Raw genomic sequence first — 18612 nt, 5'->3', positions numbered from 1 at the left:
TTCATGGCACGGATACTCATCACCTCGGCGCTGCCCTACATCAACGGGATCAAGCACCTCGGAAACCTCGTGGGCAGCCAGCTGCCCGCCGACCTCTACGCCCGCTTCCAGCGCGGCCGGGGCAACGAGGTGATGTTCATCTGCGCCACCGACGAACATGGCACCCCTGCCGAACTGGCCGCCGCCAAGGCGGGCAAGCCGGTGGCCGAATATTGCGCCGAGATGCACGAGGTGCAGGCCGGCCTCGCCGCGGGCTACCGGCTGTCCTTCGACCATTTCGGGCGGTCCTCGAGCCAGCGCAACCACGCGCTCACCCAGCATTTCGCCGGCCGGCTGGCCGACGCCGGCCTGATCTCCGAAGTCAGCGAGAAACAGGTCTATTCCAATGCCGACGGCCGCTTCCTGCCCGACCGCTACATCGAGGGCACCTGCCCGAACTGCGGCTACGACAAGGCGCGCGGCGACCAGTGCGAGAACTGCACCAAGCAGCTGGATCCGACCGATCTGATCAACCCGCGCTCGGCAATCTCGGGATCGACCGACCTCGAGGTACGCGAGACCAAGCACCTGTTCCTGCGCCAGTCGGCGATGCGGGACGAGCTGAACACGTGGATCGACAGCAAGACGGACTGGCCGATCCTGACCACCTCGATCGCCAAGAAGTGGCTGAATGACGGCGACGGCCTGCAAGACCGCGGCATCACCCGCGATCTGGACTGGGGCATCCCCGTGAAGAAGGGCGATCAGGACTGGCCGGGGATGGAGGGTAAGGTCTTCTACGTCTGGTTCGATGCGCCGATCGAATACATCGCCGCGACCGCCGAATGGGCCGATGCGAACGGTCTGGACGAAGACGCCTGGCTGCGCTGGTGGCGCACCGACAAGGGCGCAGACGACGTGCGTTATGTGGAGTTCATGGGCAAGGATAACGTGCCGTTTCACACGCTGTCGTTCCCCTCCACAATCCTCGGCTCGGGCGAGCCGTGGAAGCTGGTCGACTACATCAAGTCGTTCAATTACCTGAACTACGATGGCGGCCAGTTCTCCACCAGCCAGGGCCGCGGCGTGTTCATGGACCAGGCGCTTTCCATCCTGCCCGCCGACTACTGGCGCTGGTGGCTGCTGTCGCACGCGCCCGAAAGCTCGGACAGCGAGTTCACGTGGGAGAATTTCCAGGCCTCGGTGAACAAGGACCTCGCCGACGTGCTGGGCAACTTCGTCAGCCGTATCACCAAGTTCTGCCGCTCGAAGTTCGGCGAGGCAGTGCCTGAGGGCACATATGGCGCGGCCGAAGAGGCGCTGATCGCCGAGATCACCCCCCGCATCCGCGCCTACGAGGCCAACATGGAGGCGATGGAGGTCCGCAAATCGGCGACCGAGCTGCGCGCGATCTGGGTCGCGGGCAACGAGTACCTGCAAAGCGCCGCCCCCTGGTCGACCTTCAAGGAAGACCCGGCGAAGGCCGCGGCGCAGGTCCGCCTGGGCCTCAACCTCATCCGCCTCTACGCCGTCCTCTCGGCACCCTTCATCCCGGATGCATCAGCGGTAATGCTGGAGGCCATGAAGACCGATGACACCGCGTGGCCCGACGACGTGGCCGCCGCGCTCGACGTGCTGAAACCCGGCCACGCCTTCACCGTGCCCGAGGTCATGTTCCGCAAGATTGCCGACGAGGAACGCGCCGATTGGCAGCAGAAATTCGCGGGGGTGCGGGCATGAGCGACCGGTCCTTCCGCTTCAGCCACGCGATCACCCGGGCGCCCGCGCCCTCGATCACCAGGGGCTTGCGCGCCGTCGACACCGGCACCCCGGATCTCGGGATCATGCTGGAAAATCATCGCCATTACGTGGCGACCCTGCGCTCCACCGGGGCGCAGGTGCTCGACCTCGGGCCGCTCGACGCCTACCCGGATTCGGTCTTCGTCGAGGATACCGCGCTCTGCCTGCCCGAGGGCGCGATCGTGATGCGCCCCGGCGCGCCGACCCGGATGGGCGAGGCGGCCGAGATGGCCCCTGTCCTGCGCACCCTCTATTCCGAGGTGCTGGAGATCGCGGCCCCAGGCCATATCGAGGGCGGCGACATTCTGGTGACGGAGCGCGAGATCCTCGTCGGCCGTTCCGCGCGAACCGACGCCGAGGGCATCCGCCAGCTGGGCGCGCTGACTGCGCGCTGGGGCTACACGGTGCGCGAGGTCGTGGTGCCCAAGGGCGTGCTGCATTTCAAGACCGACTGTTCGCTGCTCGATGCCGAGACGATCCTTGCCACCCCGCGCCTCGCGGCCTCGGGCTGTTTCGAGGGCTACCGGGTGATCCACACCGCCGAGGGCGAGGAGGCCGCGGCCAACACGATCCGGTTCAACGACCTCGTGCTGATGCCCGCGGGCTTTGCCAAGACCCGCGCGGCGCTGGTCAAGGCGGGCTACGACGTGCGCGAGATCGGCAATACCGAATGCGCCAAGCTCGACGGCGGGATGTCCTGCCTCAGCCTGCGCTTCAGCCCGAGCTGAGGCACGCACGGCAAGGCCGGGGGCGCCGCCCCCGGACCCCCGGGAGTATTTCCGCAAGAAAGACTGGAAAGGGCGCGCGGCGTTCCGGCCGGCCCCGGCCCCCCAGCATCGCCGTTTGCACGGACCGCAAGGATCTGCGCGCGAGCCCGAACGTGACGGCCTCCCCCGCCCGGGTCCATACCCCAAACGGCCCATACCCCCTGCGCCGCGCCGCGGCATAGGCTGGTTTCCGCAAACGCGTAACCAGATGAAACACAGGGAGTTCCCATGAAACAGGCGACAGGATTGCTGACCGGCGCGCTGCTGGCGACGGCGGCCTTCTCCGTCGGCGCCCATGCCGAAGGCACCGTGAAGGTGGGCGTGCTGCAATCGCTTTCGGGCACGATGGCGATCAGCGAAGTCACGGTGAAGAACGCCGAGATGATGGCGATCGACGAGATCAACGCCGCCGGCGGCGTGATGGGCAAGAAGATCGTTCCGGTGGTCGAGGACGGCGCCTCGGATCCCGCGATCTTCGCCCAGAAGGCCACCAAGCTCATCCAGGACGACAAGGTCGCCACGGTGTTCGGCGGCTGGACCTCGGCCTCGCGCAAGGCGATGCTGCCGGTGTTCCAGCGCACCAAGAACCTGCTGTGGTACCCGGTGCAGTTCGAGGGCAACGAATGCTCGCCCAACATCATGTATTCGGGCGCCCAGCCGAACCAGCAGATCGTGCCCTCGCTGAAATGGGCCGAGAAGGCGGGGTACAAGAAGTACTTCCTGATCGGGTCGGATTACGTCTTCCCGCGCACCGCCAACCTGATCCTGAAAAAGCACATCGCCAAGGACGGGCTGAAGACCGTGGGCGAACAATACGTGCCGCTGGGCGGGACCGATTTCTCGGCCGTGATCGCCAAGATCCAGGCCGCCAAGCCCGACATCATCTTCAACACCCTGAACGGCGATTCCAACGTCTCGTTCTTCAAGCAGATGGCCGCCGCGGGCATGTCGCCCGAGAAGCTGCCGGTGATGTCCTTCTCGATCGGCGAGCAGGAAGCCCAGGCGATGGGCACCAAACTGGTGCAGGACAGCTTTGCCGGCTGGAACTATTTCGAAAGCCTGCCGGGGGCCGCCAACAAGAAGTTCGTCGCCGACTATCAGGCGAAGTTCGGCAAGAACGCCGCGATCACCGACCCGATGGTCCATGGCTATCTTGACGTCTACGCCTGGAAGGCCGCGGTCGAGAAGGCGAAAAGCTTCAACCCCGACAAGGTGCGCGCCGCCGCCGTCGGCCTGAAGATCGCAAGCCCGATGGGCGACGTGCACTTCGCCCAGAACCAGAGCCTCGTGCAGACCGCCTATGTTGGCAAGCTCCAGCCCGACGGGCAGTTCAAGATCGAGTGGAAATCGGACGGTGCGATCCAGCCCGATCCCTACGATCCGGTCGCCTTCCCGAACAAGTCCTGCAAGCTGCACTGACGCGGCCCGAGGCGGGCAGCAGCCCGCCTTCGCAAGACGCCCCCCACCGGCCCCGATCCGCGGTCCCCCCGGGCTGAGCGGAGGCCGACCCGGGGCCGACCCGGCCGCGGCGGATCCCATCTTCCGCCGCGGCCCCCTCCCCTCGCACCTATCCGACGGCTCCCGGGCCCCCTCGCATACCGGAGACCTCACATGCTCGACCTGCCCCTCCTCATAGGCCAGGTGTTCAACGGCTTCAGCGTCGCCTCGCTCGTCGTCCTCGCGGCCCTCGGCCTTGCCCTCAGCTTCGGGCTGATGCGGGTCATCAACATGGCCCATGGCGAGATGCTGATGCTGGGCGGATACCTTGCCTACCTGACCTTCCTCGTCGTGCCCGGGCCGCTGGCCCTTCTGGTCGCGATGCCCGTGGCCTTTGTCGGTGCCGCTGCCGTCGGCGCGGTGATCGAGGTGTCGGTGATCCACCGGCTGTCCTCTCGCCCGCTCGACACGCTTCTGGCGACATGGGGCACCAGCCTGATCCTGCAGCAAGGCGCGCGCGACGTCTTCGGACCGATCGGCGTGTCGGTCACCGCGCCCGACTGGCTGAACCATTCCTTCGCCATCGCCTCGGGGCCCTTGGCGGGGCTGAGCCTGCCTGCAACGCGCCTCTTCATCCTGCTGGTCGCCGTGGTGGTGCTGGCGGCCCTTGGCCTTTTCATCGCGAAAAGCCGCATCGGTCTTCTGGTCCGCGCGGTGAACCAGGACCGGATGATGGCCGCCGCCTCGGGCATCAACGTGCGGCAGGTCGACCTTGCGGTCTTCTGCCTTGGCAGCGGGATCGCGGGGCTTGCAGGCGTGGTGCTGGCGCTCCTTGGCCCTGTGACGCCCTCGGTCGGGCAAAGCTATATCGTGCCCGCGTTCCTTGTCGTCATCCTCGGCGGGCTTGGGTCGATGGTGGGCACCACGATCGCCGCGCTGATCCTCGGCCTTGTCTCGGCGCTCAGCCAGATCTTCCTCGATGTGTCGATGAGCCAGGTCCTCGTCCTCGTCTTCGTCATCGTCTTCCTGCAATTCCGGCCGCAAGGCGTGATCGCCGTGCGCTCGCGTGCGCTGGAGGAATAAGTCATGACCCAGACACCGTTTCTCAGCCGCCTGTGGATTCCCGTGGTCCTGCTGGCCATCGCAGCCCCTTGGCTGATCTCGGGCTATGAACTCAGCCTGCTGGGCCGTTTCCTCGCCATGTCGATCCTTGCCATCGGGCTGATGCTCGTGTGGGGCGAGGCGGGGATCCTCACCCTCGGGCAGGGGGTGTTCTTCGGCCTTGGCGGCTATGCGCTGGCCATCCACATGAAGCTTGCGGGGCTGGAGCCTGGCAGCCTGCCCGATTTCATGGAGTGGAGCGGGATCACCGCGCTGCCGTGGTGGTGGGTGCCGTTCAAGAGCCCGGTCCTCGCGACGCTCATGGTCGTCGTGGTGCCGGGGGTCTTTGCCGGGTTCTTCTCGTGGCTGGTGTTCCGCCGCCGGGTGGTGGGTGTCTATTTCGCGCTGATCACCCAGGCGCTGGCGCTGAGCTTTGCCACGCTGCTGGTCAGCCAGCAGGGCGCGACCGGCGGCTTCAACGGCCTGACGAACTTCCAGACGCTCTATGGCTTCGATCTGAACGCGGCCAGGGCGCCCGTGGTCCTCTACTGGGTGACGCTGGCCCTCGTCGTGGTCTGCTTTGCGGGCGTACGCTGGCTGATCCGGTCGCGGTTCGGGATGCTGTTGCGCGCCACGCGGGACGGCGAGAACCGGGTGCGGTTCCTGGGCTACGACACCACGCCCTACAAGGTGGTGGCCTTCACCCTGGCCGCGATGCTGGCCGGCATCGGCGGGGCGCTCTTTACTCTGCATGCGGGCGTGATTTCCCCCGCCCTGGTCGGCGTCGTGCCGTCGATCGAGATGGTGGTCTGGGTCGCGGTCGGGGGGCGTGGCAGCCTTTGGGGCGCGGTGATCGGTACGCTGGCCGTGAACTTCGCCAAGGACGAGATTTCCAGCTACCTGCCGGGCGCGTGGCTTTACGTCCTCGGCCTCGTCTTCATCCTTGTCGTCGGCTTCCTGCCGCGGGGCATCATGGGACTGGCCGAGGATCTGACGCGCCGCAGCGCACGTAAACCGCAGCCGCAGCCGGTGGAGGCCCCGCAATGAGCGTGATCGCGGAAGAGACAAAACCGCTTCTCCTGTCGGTCGACGGGGTGACGGTGGATTTCGACGGCTTCAAGGCGATCGACAACTTCTCGATGACGCTGGAGGCGGGGGAGCTTCGGATCCTGATCGGCCCGAACGGCGCGGGCAAGTCGACGCTGTGCGACACGATCATCGGGCGGGTACAGGCGGCCTCGGGCAAGGTGCGGTTCCGCGGGCACGAGATCAGCGGCCTGCCGGAATACGAGATCGTCCGCCGCGGCATCTGCCGCAAGTTCCAGACCCCGGGCGTCGTGCCCTCGCTCAGCGTGCGCGACAACCTTGCGCTGGCCGCCCGGCGCGACCGGCGCTGGTGGCGGGGCCTCGGCCTTGCGGTTCCGGCGGACGAACGCGCGCGGGTCGAGGAAATCCTCGAGATCGTGGGCCTTGCCGACCGCGCCGACGTGCTGGCCGGTGAACTGGCCCATGGCGAAAAGCAGTGGATCGAGATCGGAATGGTCGTGGCCACGGGGGCGGAACTGCTGCTGCTGGACGAACCCACCGCAGGGATGGGCCCGAACGAGACCGCGCGCACCGCCCAGCTGATTCATTCGCTGGTCGGGCGCCACACCGTGCTGGTGATCGACCACGACATGACCTTCGTCGAGGCGCTGGGGGGCAAGGTGACGGTGATGCATCAGGGCAAGTTCCTGCGCCAGGGCACGGTCGAGCAGATCCGCAACGACCCCGAGGTCGCCGCGGTCTACCTCGGCCGGTCGGATCATTGAGGGGGAGCGTGATGGACAACCTTCTGACACTCGACAAGGTTTCCGCCGCCTACGGCCAAAGCCAGGTGCTGTGGGACATCGAGCTGAACGTGCCGAAGGGCGGGGCGCTGGCGCTGATCGGGCGCAACGGGGTGGGCAAGACCACGCTTCTGCGCACCATCATGGGGGTGCAGCGCGCCACCGCCGGCACCATCCGCTTCGACGGCGCCGAGGTGACGCGGCACGGGCCGCACGAACGCGCCCGCGCGGGCATCGGTTTCGTTCCGCAGGGGCGGCACATCTTTTCCCACATGACGGTGGAGGAGAACCTTGCCTCCGGCCTTTCGGCGCTGAAGGGCCGGGGCAAGGGGATGATCTCGCAAGGCATCCCCGACCACATCTACGACCTCTTCCCGAAGCTCGCGCAGATCAAGGCGCGCAAGGGCGGCGTCCTGTCGGGCGGCGAACAGCAGCAACTGGCCATCGGCCGGGCGCTGGCGGGTCAGCCGAAGCTTCTGTTGCTGGACGAACCGACCGAGGGCATCCAGCCCAACGTGGTGCAGCAGATCGAGGCCGCTTTGCGCCGCGTGCGCGAGGAGCTGGGGGTGACGATCGTCATCGTCGAACAATATCTCGATTTCGCCTGGTCCTTCGCCGACAGCTATTGCGTGCTGCTGCGCGGGCGGACCGAGCGTCAGGGCTCGACCCGGACCGAAAGCGCCAGCGAGGTGGCGCATCTGGTGAACGTGTGAGGGGTTCTCTTGGTACACGGTTCGGGGTCGGGGCGTGGCCGTCGGGGTGGGAAGAGGGCGTCAGGCACCCTCGACCAGCGCCCTGACGGCCATGGCCGTGGCCGTCGCGCGGTTCTCCGCGCCAAGCTTGGAAAACACCTGCTCGAGGTGCTTCTTCACCGTCTGCGGGCTGATGCCCAGGATGTCCGAGATATCGCGGTTGGTCTTGCCGGCTGCCAGCCACAACAGCACCTCGGCCTCGCGTTCGGTCAGCGCGAAGGTGTCGCGCAGAAGCGCCTCGCGCGCGCCGGGGATGTCCTCGCTGACCCGGTACAGGTATTCGCCCGGGCCGATCGGGCTGAGGTAGGTAAAGCCGAGGCGCCTCAAACCCTCCGCCGTGGCGATCTCCAGCGTGAGCGAGGGATCCTCGCGCCGTGCCCCGCCCTCGCGCAGCCCGGCAAGCTTTCCGGCAAGGTCCTGCTGCGTGCCGAAACCGTCGCGCCCCGCGCCGGGCCCCAGTACCTCGGCCAGAAGCGCGCCCGTCCGTGGGGTCGACCACAGGATCCGGCCGCCCGCATCCAGCGACATCAGGTTGCGCCCTGCCGCGTCCAGCGCATTGCGCGTTCCCAGCGCCCGGCGGCCGTTGTCGAGGTGCACGCGGATCCGTGCCAGAAGCTCGGCGATGACGATCGGCTTGGTCACGTAATCGACGCCCCCTGCGGCCAGCCCGGCGACCACGTGCTCGGTCTCGGACAGCCCCGTCATGAAGATTACCGGCAGATGCTCGGCCCCCACCCGCGCCTTGATCCGGCGCGTCGTCTCGAACCCGTCCATGCCGGGCATGACCGCGTCCATCAGCACGAGATCCGGCGTGATCCGGTCGAGAAGCGCCAGCGCGGCATCGCCGCCGGTCGCCACCAGCGCGGTCATGCCGCCGCGTTCCAACGCCTCGGTCAGCATCCCCAGCGCGTCGGGGGAATCGTCGACGATCAGCACCCGGTCGCGGCGCTGCGCGGCCGGGGAGGCATGGGGATCTGTCTGCGGCGCGTTCATTCCAGGTGCTTCCTCAGACTGCCGAGATAGCCGTCGAAGTCAAACCGGGCAAGCCAGCCGCGCAGATCCTCGACCAGCGGCTGATAGCGCGCGTCGGCCGCCTCCAGCTCGGCCAGCTTGGCGCGGATGCCGTGGACATAGCCGATCTCGCCCATGTTCAGCAGCTCTGCAAGGTGATGCTCGGACCCGTCGGGGAGCGGCGCGGGCAGCGTGGTTCCCCCCGCTTTCGGATTGTCGAGGTCCGCCCCGGACGCCTCGGCCGTACCCTCGTGGACCCAGGCGAGGCCAAGCAGCGTGGCGATCAGCGCCAACAGCCGCTCGCGTTCGAAGGGCTTCGCGAGGAAAGCGTCATGCGCGGCACTTCCGGTCCGCGCCGGGCGGTCGTGGGCATTGGCCGACACCATGATGATGCGCATCCCCGGCACGCCCTCGCGCAGGCGCGCCGCCAGATCCCAGCCGCTCATCCCTGGCATCGAGACATCGAGCAGGGCCAGGTCCGGGGCGGCGGCGGCCGACAGGCGCAGCGCCTCCTCACCGTTCTGCGCGGCCAGCACATCGAAGCCCAGCGGCACGAGGATGCGGCGCATCAGTTCCAGGTGCTCGGGCGCGTCATCCACGGTCAGCACCCGCCGCCGCGGCCCGGCATAGCCCCGGATGCGCCGTTCGGCCCGGGCCGGTTCGGGCGCGGGCCCCGCGCCGAACAGCAGGAGCCGCACCACAACCCGGCTGCCCTCCCCCGGCTGGCTGTCGAACTCCAGCGTGCCGCCCATGATCTCGACCAGCAGCTTGGTGATCGTCAGACCCAGCCCGGTGCCCGGGATCGCCCGCGCGGGCGGGTCGGAGCCACGTTCGAACGGCTGGAAGATGCGTGCATGATCGGCCGGGGCCACGCCCATCCCGGTATCCGAAATCTCGAAGCTGCACATCGAGTTGCGCCAGCGCACGGTCAGCGCCACCTCGCCCTCAGCGGTGAACTTCACCGCGTTCGACAGCAGGTTGATGAGGATCTGGCGCAGCCGCTTTTCATCGGCATGGACATGGGCGGGCACGCTGTCGCCGCGGCTGTAGCGAAAGGCGATGCCCTTGTCGCGCGCCTGCAACGCGAACATCCCCGCCATCTGGTCGAGAAGCTCGTGCAAATTCACCCGGTCGCGGTCAAGCACCAGCGTCCCGCTTTCGATCCGCGAGATGTCGAGCAGGCCGTCGACCAGGTCAGACAGGTGCTGCGCCGAGCGGCGGATCACCCGCACCGGCTCCAGCGGCCCCTGCGAGAGGGCGGCGGCAGTCGCCGGGACGGACGTGGCGGGCGGCGCCCCGCCGGAGACCCGGGCGGCCTCTTCGGCGTCGTTCTCCAGGAGCTGCGCATAACCGAAGATCGAGTTCAGCGGAGAACGGATCTCGTGGCTCAGCCCGACGATGTAGCGGCTCTTGGCATAATTCGCGGATTCGGCGGCTTCCTTGGCCCGCTGCAGCGCCGCGTCGGTGCGTTCGTGGGCCTCGATCTCCTGCATCAGGGTGACAGCCTGGCGAGCGAATTCGTTCTCCGCCACGCGCCGGCTTTCCTGGCTCAGCACCATGAGCCAGGCGCTGATGCCCGAGAGGATCACCAGGATGAAGAAGACGATCCACAGTGTCGCGTCGACCGCGCCCTGCTGCCCTGTCGGCAACTTCGCGGCATATTGGCTGTGGACCAGGCCAAGCATGGCCGCGATCACGGCGACGAAACAGGCGAAAACCCCCGCAAACCGCCCCAGCCGCGTGGCCACGAGCCGCCGCGCGCCCATGTGCCAGCTCTTGCCCGGGGGTGGCAGGGCCGGATCGGGCCGCTTGCACAGGTCGTGGCACCGCGCCTCGAGCGTGCAGCACAACGAACAGATCGGCGCGGCATAGGCCGTGCAATGCGCCATGTCCGCAGGTTCGAACGCGTTCTCGCAGACCGCGCAGCGCACCCGTCCGTCGGCCCCCGGCGTCACCTCGGACTGCCGGGCAAGGTAGTAGCGCCCGCCCGTCGCCCAGGCGATCAGCGGCGCGGTGACGAAGGCGATGACCAGCCCGATCAGCGCGCAGAGTGCCTGCGCCACCGGGCCGAAGACGTCGAGAAAGGCCAGCGTCGAGATCAGCACCGACAGCGCCATCGCCCCGGTGCCGACCGGGTTGATGTCGTAAAGATGTGCGCGCTTGAACTCGATGTGACGCGGCGACAGGCCCAGCGGCTTGTTGATCACGAGGTCAGCCACCAGCGCGCCCATCCAGCCGACCGCGAAGTTGGCGTAAAGGCCCAGCACGCTCTCGATCACGCGGAAGAACCCGATTTCCATCAGAAGGAGCGCGAGCATCACGTTGAACACCAGCCAGACCACACGGCCCGGGTGGCTGTGCGTCAGCCGCGAAAAGAAGTTCGACCAGGCGATGGAGCCGGCATAGGCGTTGGTGACGTTGATCTTGATCTGGCAGACCGCGACGAAGATCCCCGTGAGAACGAGCGCCACCGCCGGGGACGGGATCAGAATCGAGAAGGCGAGGTTGAAGATCTCGGCCGGCTGGGCGGCATGGTCCGGCGCGATGCCGTAGCTGAGCGCAAGGTAGCACAGGAACGACCCGAGGATCAGCTTGAACGCCCCCGGCACCACCCAGCCCGGCCCCGAGATCAGCAGCGCCGCCCACCATGTCCGCGCATTCGCCCGGGTCCGGGCGGGCAGGAAGCGCAGGTAATCCACCTGCTCGCCGATCTGCGGCAGAAGCGACAGCAGGATCGACAGGACCGAGCCGACCAGCAGCAGGCTGAGCGACCCGCCCGCGGCGGCGCCACCGGCCCCGGCAAGCCCCGGGAATTGCGCCCAGCTCGACAATTCCGCCCGGCCCGAGAATGCGATCACCGCCAGTGGCGCGACCTGAAGGATCAGCCAGATCGGCTGGGTCAGCATCTGCACCTTGCTGATCACCCTGATCCCGTAGGCCGCGATCGGGATCACCACCAGCGCGCTGAGGATATGGGCGAACCAAAGGGGAATGCCGAACACCATCTCCAGCGCGACCGACAGGATGCTCGCCTCGATCGAGAACAGGACGAAGGTGAAGGAGGCATAGATCAGCGAGGTGATCGTCGATCCGAGGTAGCCGAAGCCCGCCCCCCGGGTCAGCAGGTCGACATCGACGCCCGCCCGCGCGGCATGCACGATGATCGGCAGCCCGATCAGGAAGCTGACCACCGCCATCGCCAGCACGCCGACCACCACGTTGGGCGTGCCGTAGGCCAGCGTGAGCGAGCCGCCGATCGCCTCGCAGGCAAGGAACGAGATCGCGCCGAGCGCGGTATTGCCGATGCGGAAGGCACCCTTGCGCGCGCTGGTCGCGGTGAAGCGCAGCGCGAAATCCTCGAGCGTCTGGTCGGCAACCCACTGGTTGTAGGCGCGCCGTTCCAAGGCGATGCGTTGCGGCTGACCCATCTTCCCGCCCAAGTCGCTTTCCTGTCCCGTGCGGCGACGGGAAGGCTTTCACGCAACCTTGTGAACAAGCCCCGCCGCACCGCAAGACGGGGCCCTCTCGGCCCGGCCGGGGCGGCCGCACGCCCCTTGGTCGCGCGCGCGGAAGATTGCTTTTGCAGCAGCATGCCCGCAAACCGGGCAGCTGGCGACCCGGAAAGGACTGATGTGGCGGCCCTGCCCTAGCCCGCCCCCGCTCAACCGCCCGTTCAGGCCCCGGTGACCTGAACGGATGTGTTGGGGGCAAGGTCGACGGTCTTCTTCGCCTTGAGCCAGCCCTCGACCACGTCCCAGATCGCCGGCCCCTCGGTGCCCTCGTTCACGCTGGCCCAGCCCGCGACGGTATAGGTCTTGTCCGCCTCCATCGCCGACCCGTTCCTGAGCAGCGTCATCTTCGAGATCCGCTTGCCCTGCGGCTGGGTCACGTCGATGGCGTAGCCCATGCCGCCCATCCGCACCATGTCGCCGCCCTGCTGGTAGTAGGGATCGGGGTTGAACAGGTTGTCGGCCACGTCCTCCATGATCGCCTTGATCTGGGCGCCGGTCATTTCCGAGCGGTAGGCCTGCGGGTAGGTCATCGCGGTGTTGTTGAACAGATCCTCGCGGGTGATCGCATCGCCCGGCACCAGGCTCGGCCCCCAGCGAAAGCCCGGCGACATGGCGATATCCGCCTCGCGCCCCTCGATCAGGGCGTTGCAGATCAGGTCATCCCAGGTGCCGTTGAAATTGCCGCGCCGATAGAGCACGGCATCGGTATGTGCGAGGACCTCTGACAGGTCCTTCTCATAGGGTGCGCGCTGTTTGTCGATCAGCGCGGCGATCTCCTTGTCCGGCGCGATCACGTCCGAGAAGATCGGGATAAGCTTGTAGCTGAAGCCCTTGATCTCCTTGTCCTTCACGTCGAGATCGAGGCGCGAGATGAACTTGCCGTTCGAGCCCGAGGCGATCAGCATGGTCTTGCCCACGCGGACCGGCTCGGGCAGCGCATCGTGGGTGTGGCCGGTCAGGATCACGTCGATGCCCTTGACCTCCCCCGCCAGCTTGCGGTCGACGTCGAAACCGTTGTGCGAGAGCAGGACGACGAGATCCGCGCCCTTCGTCTTCACCTCCTCGACCACCTGCGCCATCCGATCCTGCCGGATACCGAAGCTGAGGCCCGGGAACATCCACTTCGGGTTGGCCACCGGCAGGTAGGGAAAGGCCTGGCCGATGACCGCGATGTTCACCCCGTTCTGTTCGAACATCTTGTAGGGCGGATAGGCGGGTTCCTCCCATTCGGCGTCGAAGATGTTGGCGCCGAGAAACGGGAACGGCAGGCCCTTCACGATCTCCTTCACGCGGTCGAGGCCCAGGGTGAATTCCCAGTGCGAGGTCATCGCGTCGGGCTTCAGCGCGTTCATGACGTTGACCATGTCCTGGCCCTTGGTCTTCAGCACCGTGTAGGAGCCGTGCCAGGTATCGCCCCCGTCGAGGAACAGCGCCTGCGGCCGCTCCGCCCGGATCGCGTTCACCACTGTCGCGATCCGGTCGAGGCCGCCCATCCTGCCGTAGCTCTTGGCCAGCGCGGCAAAGTCGGGATAGGTCAGGGCATAGGCCTCGGGCGTGCCGGACTCGATGTTGAACAGCTTGAGGAAATCCGCCCCCGTGACATGCGGCGGAAGGCCGTGGGCGGCGCCGACGCCGATGTTGGTATCCGGCTCGCGGAAGTAGATCGGCTTCATCTGGCCGTGGATGTCGGTGATATGGATCAGGGTCACGTTGCCGGTGGGCTTGAACGCCAGCAGCTTGTCCTGCGTCAGCGCTTGCTGCGCCGCCAGTCTTGCCCAGTTGCCCACGCCCGACGCGCCCCAGAGCGCAGAGGCCGCCACCGTCGCCTGCAGGAAATCACGCCGCGAGATCATGCCCGTCTCCTATCCCATCGACGGACGCCCCGCCGGTCCATGCGGACAGGACGGCGCGCAGGGGCCGTCCTGCGCGCTGCGTTCCGCATATCGTTGAAGCCTTCAGATGAACGGGGCGGACCGCAGGACCTGCCCCGGAAGCGTCAGGCCCGGAAACCGCGCCCGCCAATTCAGGGACGCACGCCCACCCCCTCGACGCTCAGGCCGTTGCCGCGCGAGGCGACGTAAAGCTCCAACGCGTGGAATTCGGGCGAGCCCTCCTTGTACGTGGCTGCCCGAGTGTCGCGGATGCAGCCCTTGAAGCGGTTCTGGATCGAGATCAGCTTGCCCTGCTTCAGGCGGTAGGTCGGGAAGGCGTTGATCTGACCCTGGCTGAGGTGATCGGCGCGGATGTTGTCGCCGTAGTGATCCTCGTGGCAATTGGCGCAGGCAAGCTGCAACTGGCCGTAGCGGGTGTAGTACATCTTCTCACCCTCTTTCCAGTATTTCGCATAGTCGCCGGTGGTCTTGACGTCCATCGGCATGCCGCGCGACTGCACCGAAATAGCCGCGACCATGTCCTGCATCGACGCGCTGTTCCATCCCCAGGCCTTCGCGCCCATCCGCTTGGTGCGGCAGTTGTTGATGTAATCCTCCATCGACCAAAGCTGACCGGCCTTGTTGATCTGGGGCATGTGCGTGCGCACGCCCTTCATCGACGAGATGCCGTTGTGGCACGACGCGCAGGACTTGCCCGCGGTGCCATCGACCTTGGACCAGTCGTCGATACCGTTCTGGGCGAAGTTCATACCCGGGTTGTCGAAATCGTCCCGCTCCATGTCCTGGGTGCTTGCATCGCGAAACAGCCAGCCGGAGTAGATCTTCGTCAGCCCGGGGATGTTCTTCGGCGCATCGGCATGGGTGACAATGCTGGTGCCGTCTATCTCCAGCGTCTTCGAGGTGTCGGGGGCCTTGGCATCGTCGGCGCTGACCGCGCCGGCCGCCGTCAGCGCCGCGATCGCGGCAGCCGCCGCAATGCCGCCGATCCGGGTCCGCTTCATCATCTCTCTCCCTCCCTGTCGAGTTCCGAGTACACCACGATCAGCCGACCTTGATCGACTTTTCATCGGTGTAGGTCGACCCGTCGTCGTCCTTCCAGGTGAACTTGAAGGTGCCGCTCTTGTCGACCTTGGCCGTGAACTCGATGTAGGGGTTGGCCGAGATCGCGGGATCAAGCTCGATCGCGATCACGTTCTGCCCCTCGAAATCGCATGAGAAGTGATTGATGATGTCACGCGGGATCGGCTTGCCGTCCTTGTCCTTGCCCTGCCCCGAGATCATCGGGTGGCTGATCAGCGTCTTGATGGTGAAGACTTCGCCGGCCTTGGCCTCGGACGGCACCTTCACACGGGGTTTGACGTCTTTCATCTGGTAATCTCCCGAGCTCAGCCGCCGCAGCCGCCGATGGTGACTTTCACGGTCGTCTTCGCCATGGCAAAGCTGCCGTCGGCCATCTTGGCGATCGCGGTGACGTCCTGGGTCTTGGCCAGGCGCATCCGGGTCGAGGCGCTGGCGCCCCCCGACAGCGGCCCGAAGCTGAAGGTCGCGACCTTCGGCGTCGGGTTTTCGGGCGCGAGGATCAGGATCTCCGAGGCGCCCTTTGCCTCGACCGAGACCGGGACGGTGTTGCCGTTCTCGGCGATCTCGGGGGCGTTCAGGGTCACCCCGCCCTCCTTGGGCGTGGCCCCGCCGGTGAAGGCCTTCACCGCGTCGTCAAAGGCCGCGGCGCTGGCCGGCAGCGGCAACATCAGGGCGGCGGACCCGGCGGCACCCAGGATCAGCGCCTCACGTCTGGTCAATGTCATCATGTTCTCCATGTCGTTGCGCGGGGCACGGATCCCCGGCGATCTCCTGCGTCCGGCAGCGTCAGTTCTTGAGCGTCTGGAGGAACGCGACCACGTCCTCCACCTGCTGCGCCGAGAGGATCGGCTTGATCTCCTTGGCGGGCTTGCCGGTGTAATCGTCACCCGGACGGATGAAGCCCGACACCTTGTAGAAGGAGGGCATCATCGTACCGTCGAACATGTGCTTGGCATTCACCACGATGCCGCGCAGCTGCGCCTCGGAATAGGCGCTGCCGACGCCGTCGAGCACCGGGCCGATGTTGCCGGGGAACTGCACGTCCTTGAGCGCCGAGACCTTGTGGCAGGCAATGCAATTGCCCTCGGATCGCGTGGTGAAGACCTTCTTGCCCGCGTCCGCGCTACCGGGCTGGCCGGTCAGCGACATGGCCACGGCGCCATCCTTGAAGGCGACGTCGCCGGGCGCGGTGACTGCTTGGGCGAGGCCGGCGACGAAGACGGACGCAGCGACGGACGCCACGGCGCCCAGCGCGATCTGGCGCTTCATTGGGATCCTCCCTGTTCATTTGGGTGGGAGGCTGCCGTCTCCTCCCGGGCTGCCTCCGAGTCCTAGCGTAGCGGAAACGTGATGCAAAGGGCAATAACTAATTCTACTATCGCTATGTTTTCATGGGATAACTTCCTGGAATCTGCGTCAGGAAGTCACACCTATTTCCATGCAAATATCTGAATCCAAATTCATTTGTCAGTCGGATTTTTCCGCCTTCGCCTGCGACTGCAGGTAGGCCTGAAACCCTTGGCCGTCCTTGTAGGCATCTGTCTTGACATAGGTGAGCAGCGCCCTCGTGGTGCCCTTTCCGAAGGCACCGGGCATCATGATGACGGCGGCCTGGGCGGCCGTCTTGCCCTCCGGCACCGTCTCAGGGACGAAGATCATCGTCGGGGTGAAGTTGATCCCCCAGCGGCGCACCGCCTCCTTCTCGGACAGCACCTTTCCGTCAAAATCCGTGACCTCGGTGTCGCCCCACATGTTGATCTTGAGGGCGAAGTAATCGTCGGTCAGCATCCTGTCGATCGCGGGATCGGGAAAGACCTCGGTCTCCATCTTCTTGCAATAGATGCAGCCGCGCTGCTCGACGATGATCAGCAGGCGCTTGCCCGACGCCTTCGCCTCGGCAAGATCGTCGGGAAGGTTCTTGAAGGTCTCCTGCTCCCACGCCGGGTGATAGAGACCGTCATCACCCAATCTTGGGACCCCGCCCGCGTCGGCAAGGGCGGCGGTGCCGGTCAGCAGGGCCGCGCTCAGGATCAGTGCAAGGCGTCGCATGATGTTCCTCCTTCAGGAAAGCCCGACTTCCGGAAAGCATGACCTCGGGAAGACTCAGGCCTTGCTCCCGCACCGGGCGGCGCGCTCATTTCAGCGTCGCGCCCCAGTCGAAATTGTTCTCCAGGAATTCCGAGATCAGGTTGACGGAATTGGTGGCGATCAGCACCGCGAACAGGATCAGCATCGCCCCCATTGCTTTTTCGACATAGGACAGCGCGCGGCGATGTCGCCCCACCCAGCGCAGAAACGGCTGCGCGAAGAGCGCGGCGATGACGAAGGGCAATGTCATGGCAAGACCATAGACCAGCAGGAGCGTGCCGCCGTGCCACAGATCCCCCGACCCCGCCGCGATCGCCAGGATCGCCGCCAGCGCGGGGCCCACGCAGGGCGTCCAGCCGAACCCGAAGGCCAGCCCCATGACATAGGCCCCCAGCATCGTCGTCGGTTCGGTGCTGGCCTCGATCCGCGCTTCGCGGTACAGCAGGCCGATCCTCAGGATGCCCAGGAAATGCAGACCGAAGACGAACAGCACCGCCGCCGCGATCCACGAAAGCCAGCCCTTCCACTGGGCAAAGGCCTGCCCCACCGCCGTGGCGCCAAGGCCGAGCAGCACGAAGATCGTCGTCACCCCCAGCGCGAAGGCCACGGCAGAGACCACCAGCCGCCGCTGTGCGCCGGGCGCGATGCCGCCGTCGGCGCGCAGCTCCTGCATCGACAGGCCCGCCATGTAGCACATATAGAACGGCACCATCGGAAGGATGCAGGGCGACAGGAAGGACAGGACCCCCGCCAGCGCAGCCCCGCCGTAGCTGATGTCGAACCCCATCGAATACCTCTCTCATCAGGCCGGACCCTCCCCGTCGCAGGCTTGATGATCGCGTCGAAACACATTACGATCTTTCAATCTATTTGACGGAGCGTCAATCATGCTTCTCGCTCGTCGGGCCTTTCTTGCACGTGTCCTCGGTACAGTCACCCTCTCGGCCCTGCCAGTGGCGGGGACGTTGCGCGCGGCCCACGCCGCGGCAACCGGCGATGACGTGCCCCAGGGTCTTGCGCTGGTGATGTTCCAGCAGGCCGGCTGCCCCTGGTGCGCGCGCTGGAACGACGAGGTGGCGCCTGGCTATCCCAAGTCGACCGAGGGCCAGCTTGCCCCGCTGGTCCGGCGCGACATTCACGCCGAGGTGCCGGCCGGCATGGCCCTGACCGCGCCGCCGCAATTCACGCCGACCTTCGTGCTGATGCGCGACGGCAAGGAGCTTGGGCGCATACAGGGCTATCCGGGCGCGGATTTCTTCTGGGCGATGCTCGACAAGTTGCTGACCGGGGCCGGGGTCGATCCGAATGCCGCGCCCAAGACCTGATGACGCCGCCGGATGCGTCCTGCTCTCGATTTCGCAGGC

Annotated in this window: 17 protein-coding genes; 8 read left to right on the top strand and 9 right to left on the bottom strand. The window is 66.5% G+C overall.

Going from position 1 to position 18612, the window contains the following annotated elements; translation table 11 throughout:
• Nucleotides 1-3: 3 nt before the first annotated feature.
• The 7 genes from metG (at nt 4) to urtE (ending at nt 7626) form a co-directional block, all read left to right on the top strand.
• Nucleotides 4-1719 carry a methionine--tRNA ligase gene (gene metG, locus CVV76_RS02110; RefSeq protein WP_102222976.1) on the top strand — a complete coding sequence of 572 codons (1716 nt, stop codon included), beginning with the start codon at nt 4-6 and terminating at the stop codon, nt 1717-1719.
• A complete protein-coding gene (locus CVV76_RS02105; protein ID WP_102222975.1) occupies nt 1716-2507 on the top strand; it encodes a dimethylarginine dimethylaminohydrolase family protein in 792 nt (263 codons plus the stop codon). The genes metG and CVV76_RS02105 overlap by 4 nt, the downstream gene beginning before the upstream one ends.
• 267 nt (nt 2508-2774) lie before the next feature.
• Nucleotides 2775-3965, top strand: a complete 1191-nt coding sequence (gene urtA / locus CVV76_RS02100; RefSeq protein ID WP_102222974.1) for an urea ABC transporter substrate-binding protein — start codon at nt 2775-2777, stop codon at nt 3963-3965.
• Between the two features lie 192 nt (nt 3966-4157).
• Entirely contained in the window at nt 4158-5066 is a 909-nt protein-coding gene (gene urtB / locus CVV76_RS02095) for an urea ABC transporter permease subunit UrtB (protein ID WP_102222973.1), read from the top strand.
• Between the two features lie 3 nt (nt 5067-5069).
• Nucleotides 5070-6131, top strand: coding sequence for an urea ABC transporter permease subunit UrtC (gene urtC / locus CVV76_RS02090; protein WP_102222972.1), 1062 nt, complete (start codon nt 5070-5072; stop codon nt 6129-6131).
• Complete coding sequence (gene urtD, locus CVV76_RS02085) at nt 6128-6895, top strand: urea ABC transporter ATP-binding protein UrtD (protein WP_102222971.1); 768 nt, start codon at nt 6128-6130, stop codon at nt 6893-6895. Before urtC ends, urtD begins: the two co-directional genes overlap by 4 nt.
• A gap of 11 nt (nt 6896-6906) precedes the next feature.
• Complete coding sequence (gene urtE / locus CVV76_RS02080; RefSeq protein WP_102222970.1) at nt 6907-7626, top strand: urea ABC transporter ATP-binding subunit UrtE; 720 nt, start codon at nt 6907-6909, stop codon at nt 7624-7626.
• Nucleotides 7627-7686: 60 nt separating this feature from the next.
• Here urtE and CVV76_RS02075 read toward each other — a convergent pair whose 3' ends face one another.
• The 9 genes from CVV76_RS02075 to CVV76_RS02035 all read right to left on the bottom strand — a co-directional run bounded on the left by CVV76_RS02075 (nt 7687) and on the right by CVV76_RS02035 (nt 18035).
• Nucleotides 7687-8658, bottom strand: a complete 972-nt coding sequence (locus tag CVV76_RS02075; RefSeq protein ID WP_102222969.1) for a response regulator transcription factor — start codon at nt 8656-8658, stop codon at nt 7687-7689.
• Complete coding sequence (locus tag CVV76_RS02070) at nt 8655-12116, bottom strand: hybrid sensor histidine kinase/response regulator (protein ID WP_233192680.1); 3462 nt, start codon at nt 12114-12116, stop codon at nt 8655-8657. The genes CVV76_RS02075 and CVV76_RS02070 overlap by 4 nt, the downstream gene beginning before the upstream one ends.
• Nucleotides 12117-12349: 233 nt before the next feature.
• A complete protein-coding gene (gene soxB / locus CVV76_RS02065; RefSeq protein ID WP_102222968.1) occupies nt 12350-14041 on the bottom strand; it encodes a thiosulfohydrolase SoxB in 1692 nt (563 codons plus the stop codon).
• A gap of 170 nt (nt 14042-14211) precedes the next feature.
• Nucleotides 14212-15084: a sulfur oxidation c-type cytochrome SoxA gene (gene soxA, locus CVV76_RS02060; RefSeq protein WP_233192679.1), complete on the bottom strand. Its 873-nt coding sequence runs from the start codon at nt 15082-15084 to the stop codon at nt 14212-14214.
• A gap of 37 nt (nt 15085-15121) precedes the next feature.
• Entirely contained in the window at nt 15122-15448 is a 327-nt protein-coding gene (soxZ, locus tag CVV76_RS02055; protein ID WP_102222967.1) for a thiosulfate oxidation carrier complex protein SoxZ, read from the bottom strand.
• A gap of 17 nt (nt 15449-15465) precedes the next feature.
• Complete coding sequence (gene soxY, locus CVV76_RS02050) at nt 15466-15885, bottom strand: thiosulfate oxidation carrier protein SoxY (protein WP_102223001.1); 420 nt, start codon at nt 15883-15885, stop codon at nt 15466-15468.
• A gap of 61 nt (nt 15886-15946) precedes the next feature.
• Complete coding sequence (gene soxX / locus CVV76_RS02045; protein WP_102222966.1) at nt 15947-16429, bottom strand: sulfur oxidation c-type cytochrome SoxX; 483 nt, start codon at nt 16427-16429, stop codon at nt 15947-15949.
• Between the two features lie 198 nt (nt 16430-16627).
• Complete coding sequence (locus tag CVV76_RS02040; protein WP_102222965.1) at nt 16628-17209, bottom strand: thioredoxin family protein; 582 nt, start codon at nt 17207-17209, stop codon at nt 16628-16630.
• A gap of 85 nt (nt 17210-17294) precedes the next feature.
• Complete coding sequence (locus tag CVV76_RS02035; RefSeq protein WP_102222964.1) at nt 17295-18035, bottom strand: cytochrome c biogenesis CcdA family protein; 741 nt, start codon at nt 18033-18035, stop codon at nt 17295-17297.
• Nucleotides 18036-18135: 100 nt separating this feature from the next.
• Between CVV76_RS02035 and CVV76_RS02030 the strand changes: the two genes are divergently transcribed.
• Nucleotides 18136-18573 carry a thioredoxin domain-containing protein gene (locus CVV76_RS02030; protein WP_233192678.1) on the top strand — a complete coding sequence of 146 codons (438 nt, stop codon included), beginning with the start codon at nt 18136-18138 and terminating at the stop codon, nt 18571-18573.
• Nucleotides 18574-18612 lie beyond the last annotated feature (39 nt).

The sequence above is a fragment of the Acidimangrovimonas sediminis genome (genome assembly GCF_002871005.1).
GTDB classification, from domain to species: Bacteria; Pseudomonadota; Alphaproteobacteria; order Rhodobacterales; family Rhodobacteraceae; genus Acidimangrovimonas; species Acidimangrovimonas sediminis.
The sequence above is the reverse complement of the archived record's forward strand: the minus strand, read 5'-3'. Positions and strand labels throughout refer to the sequence as shown.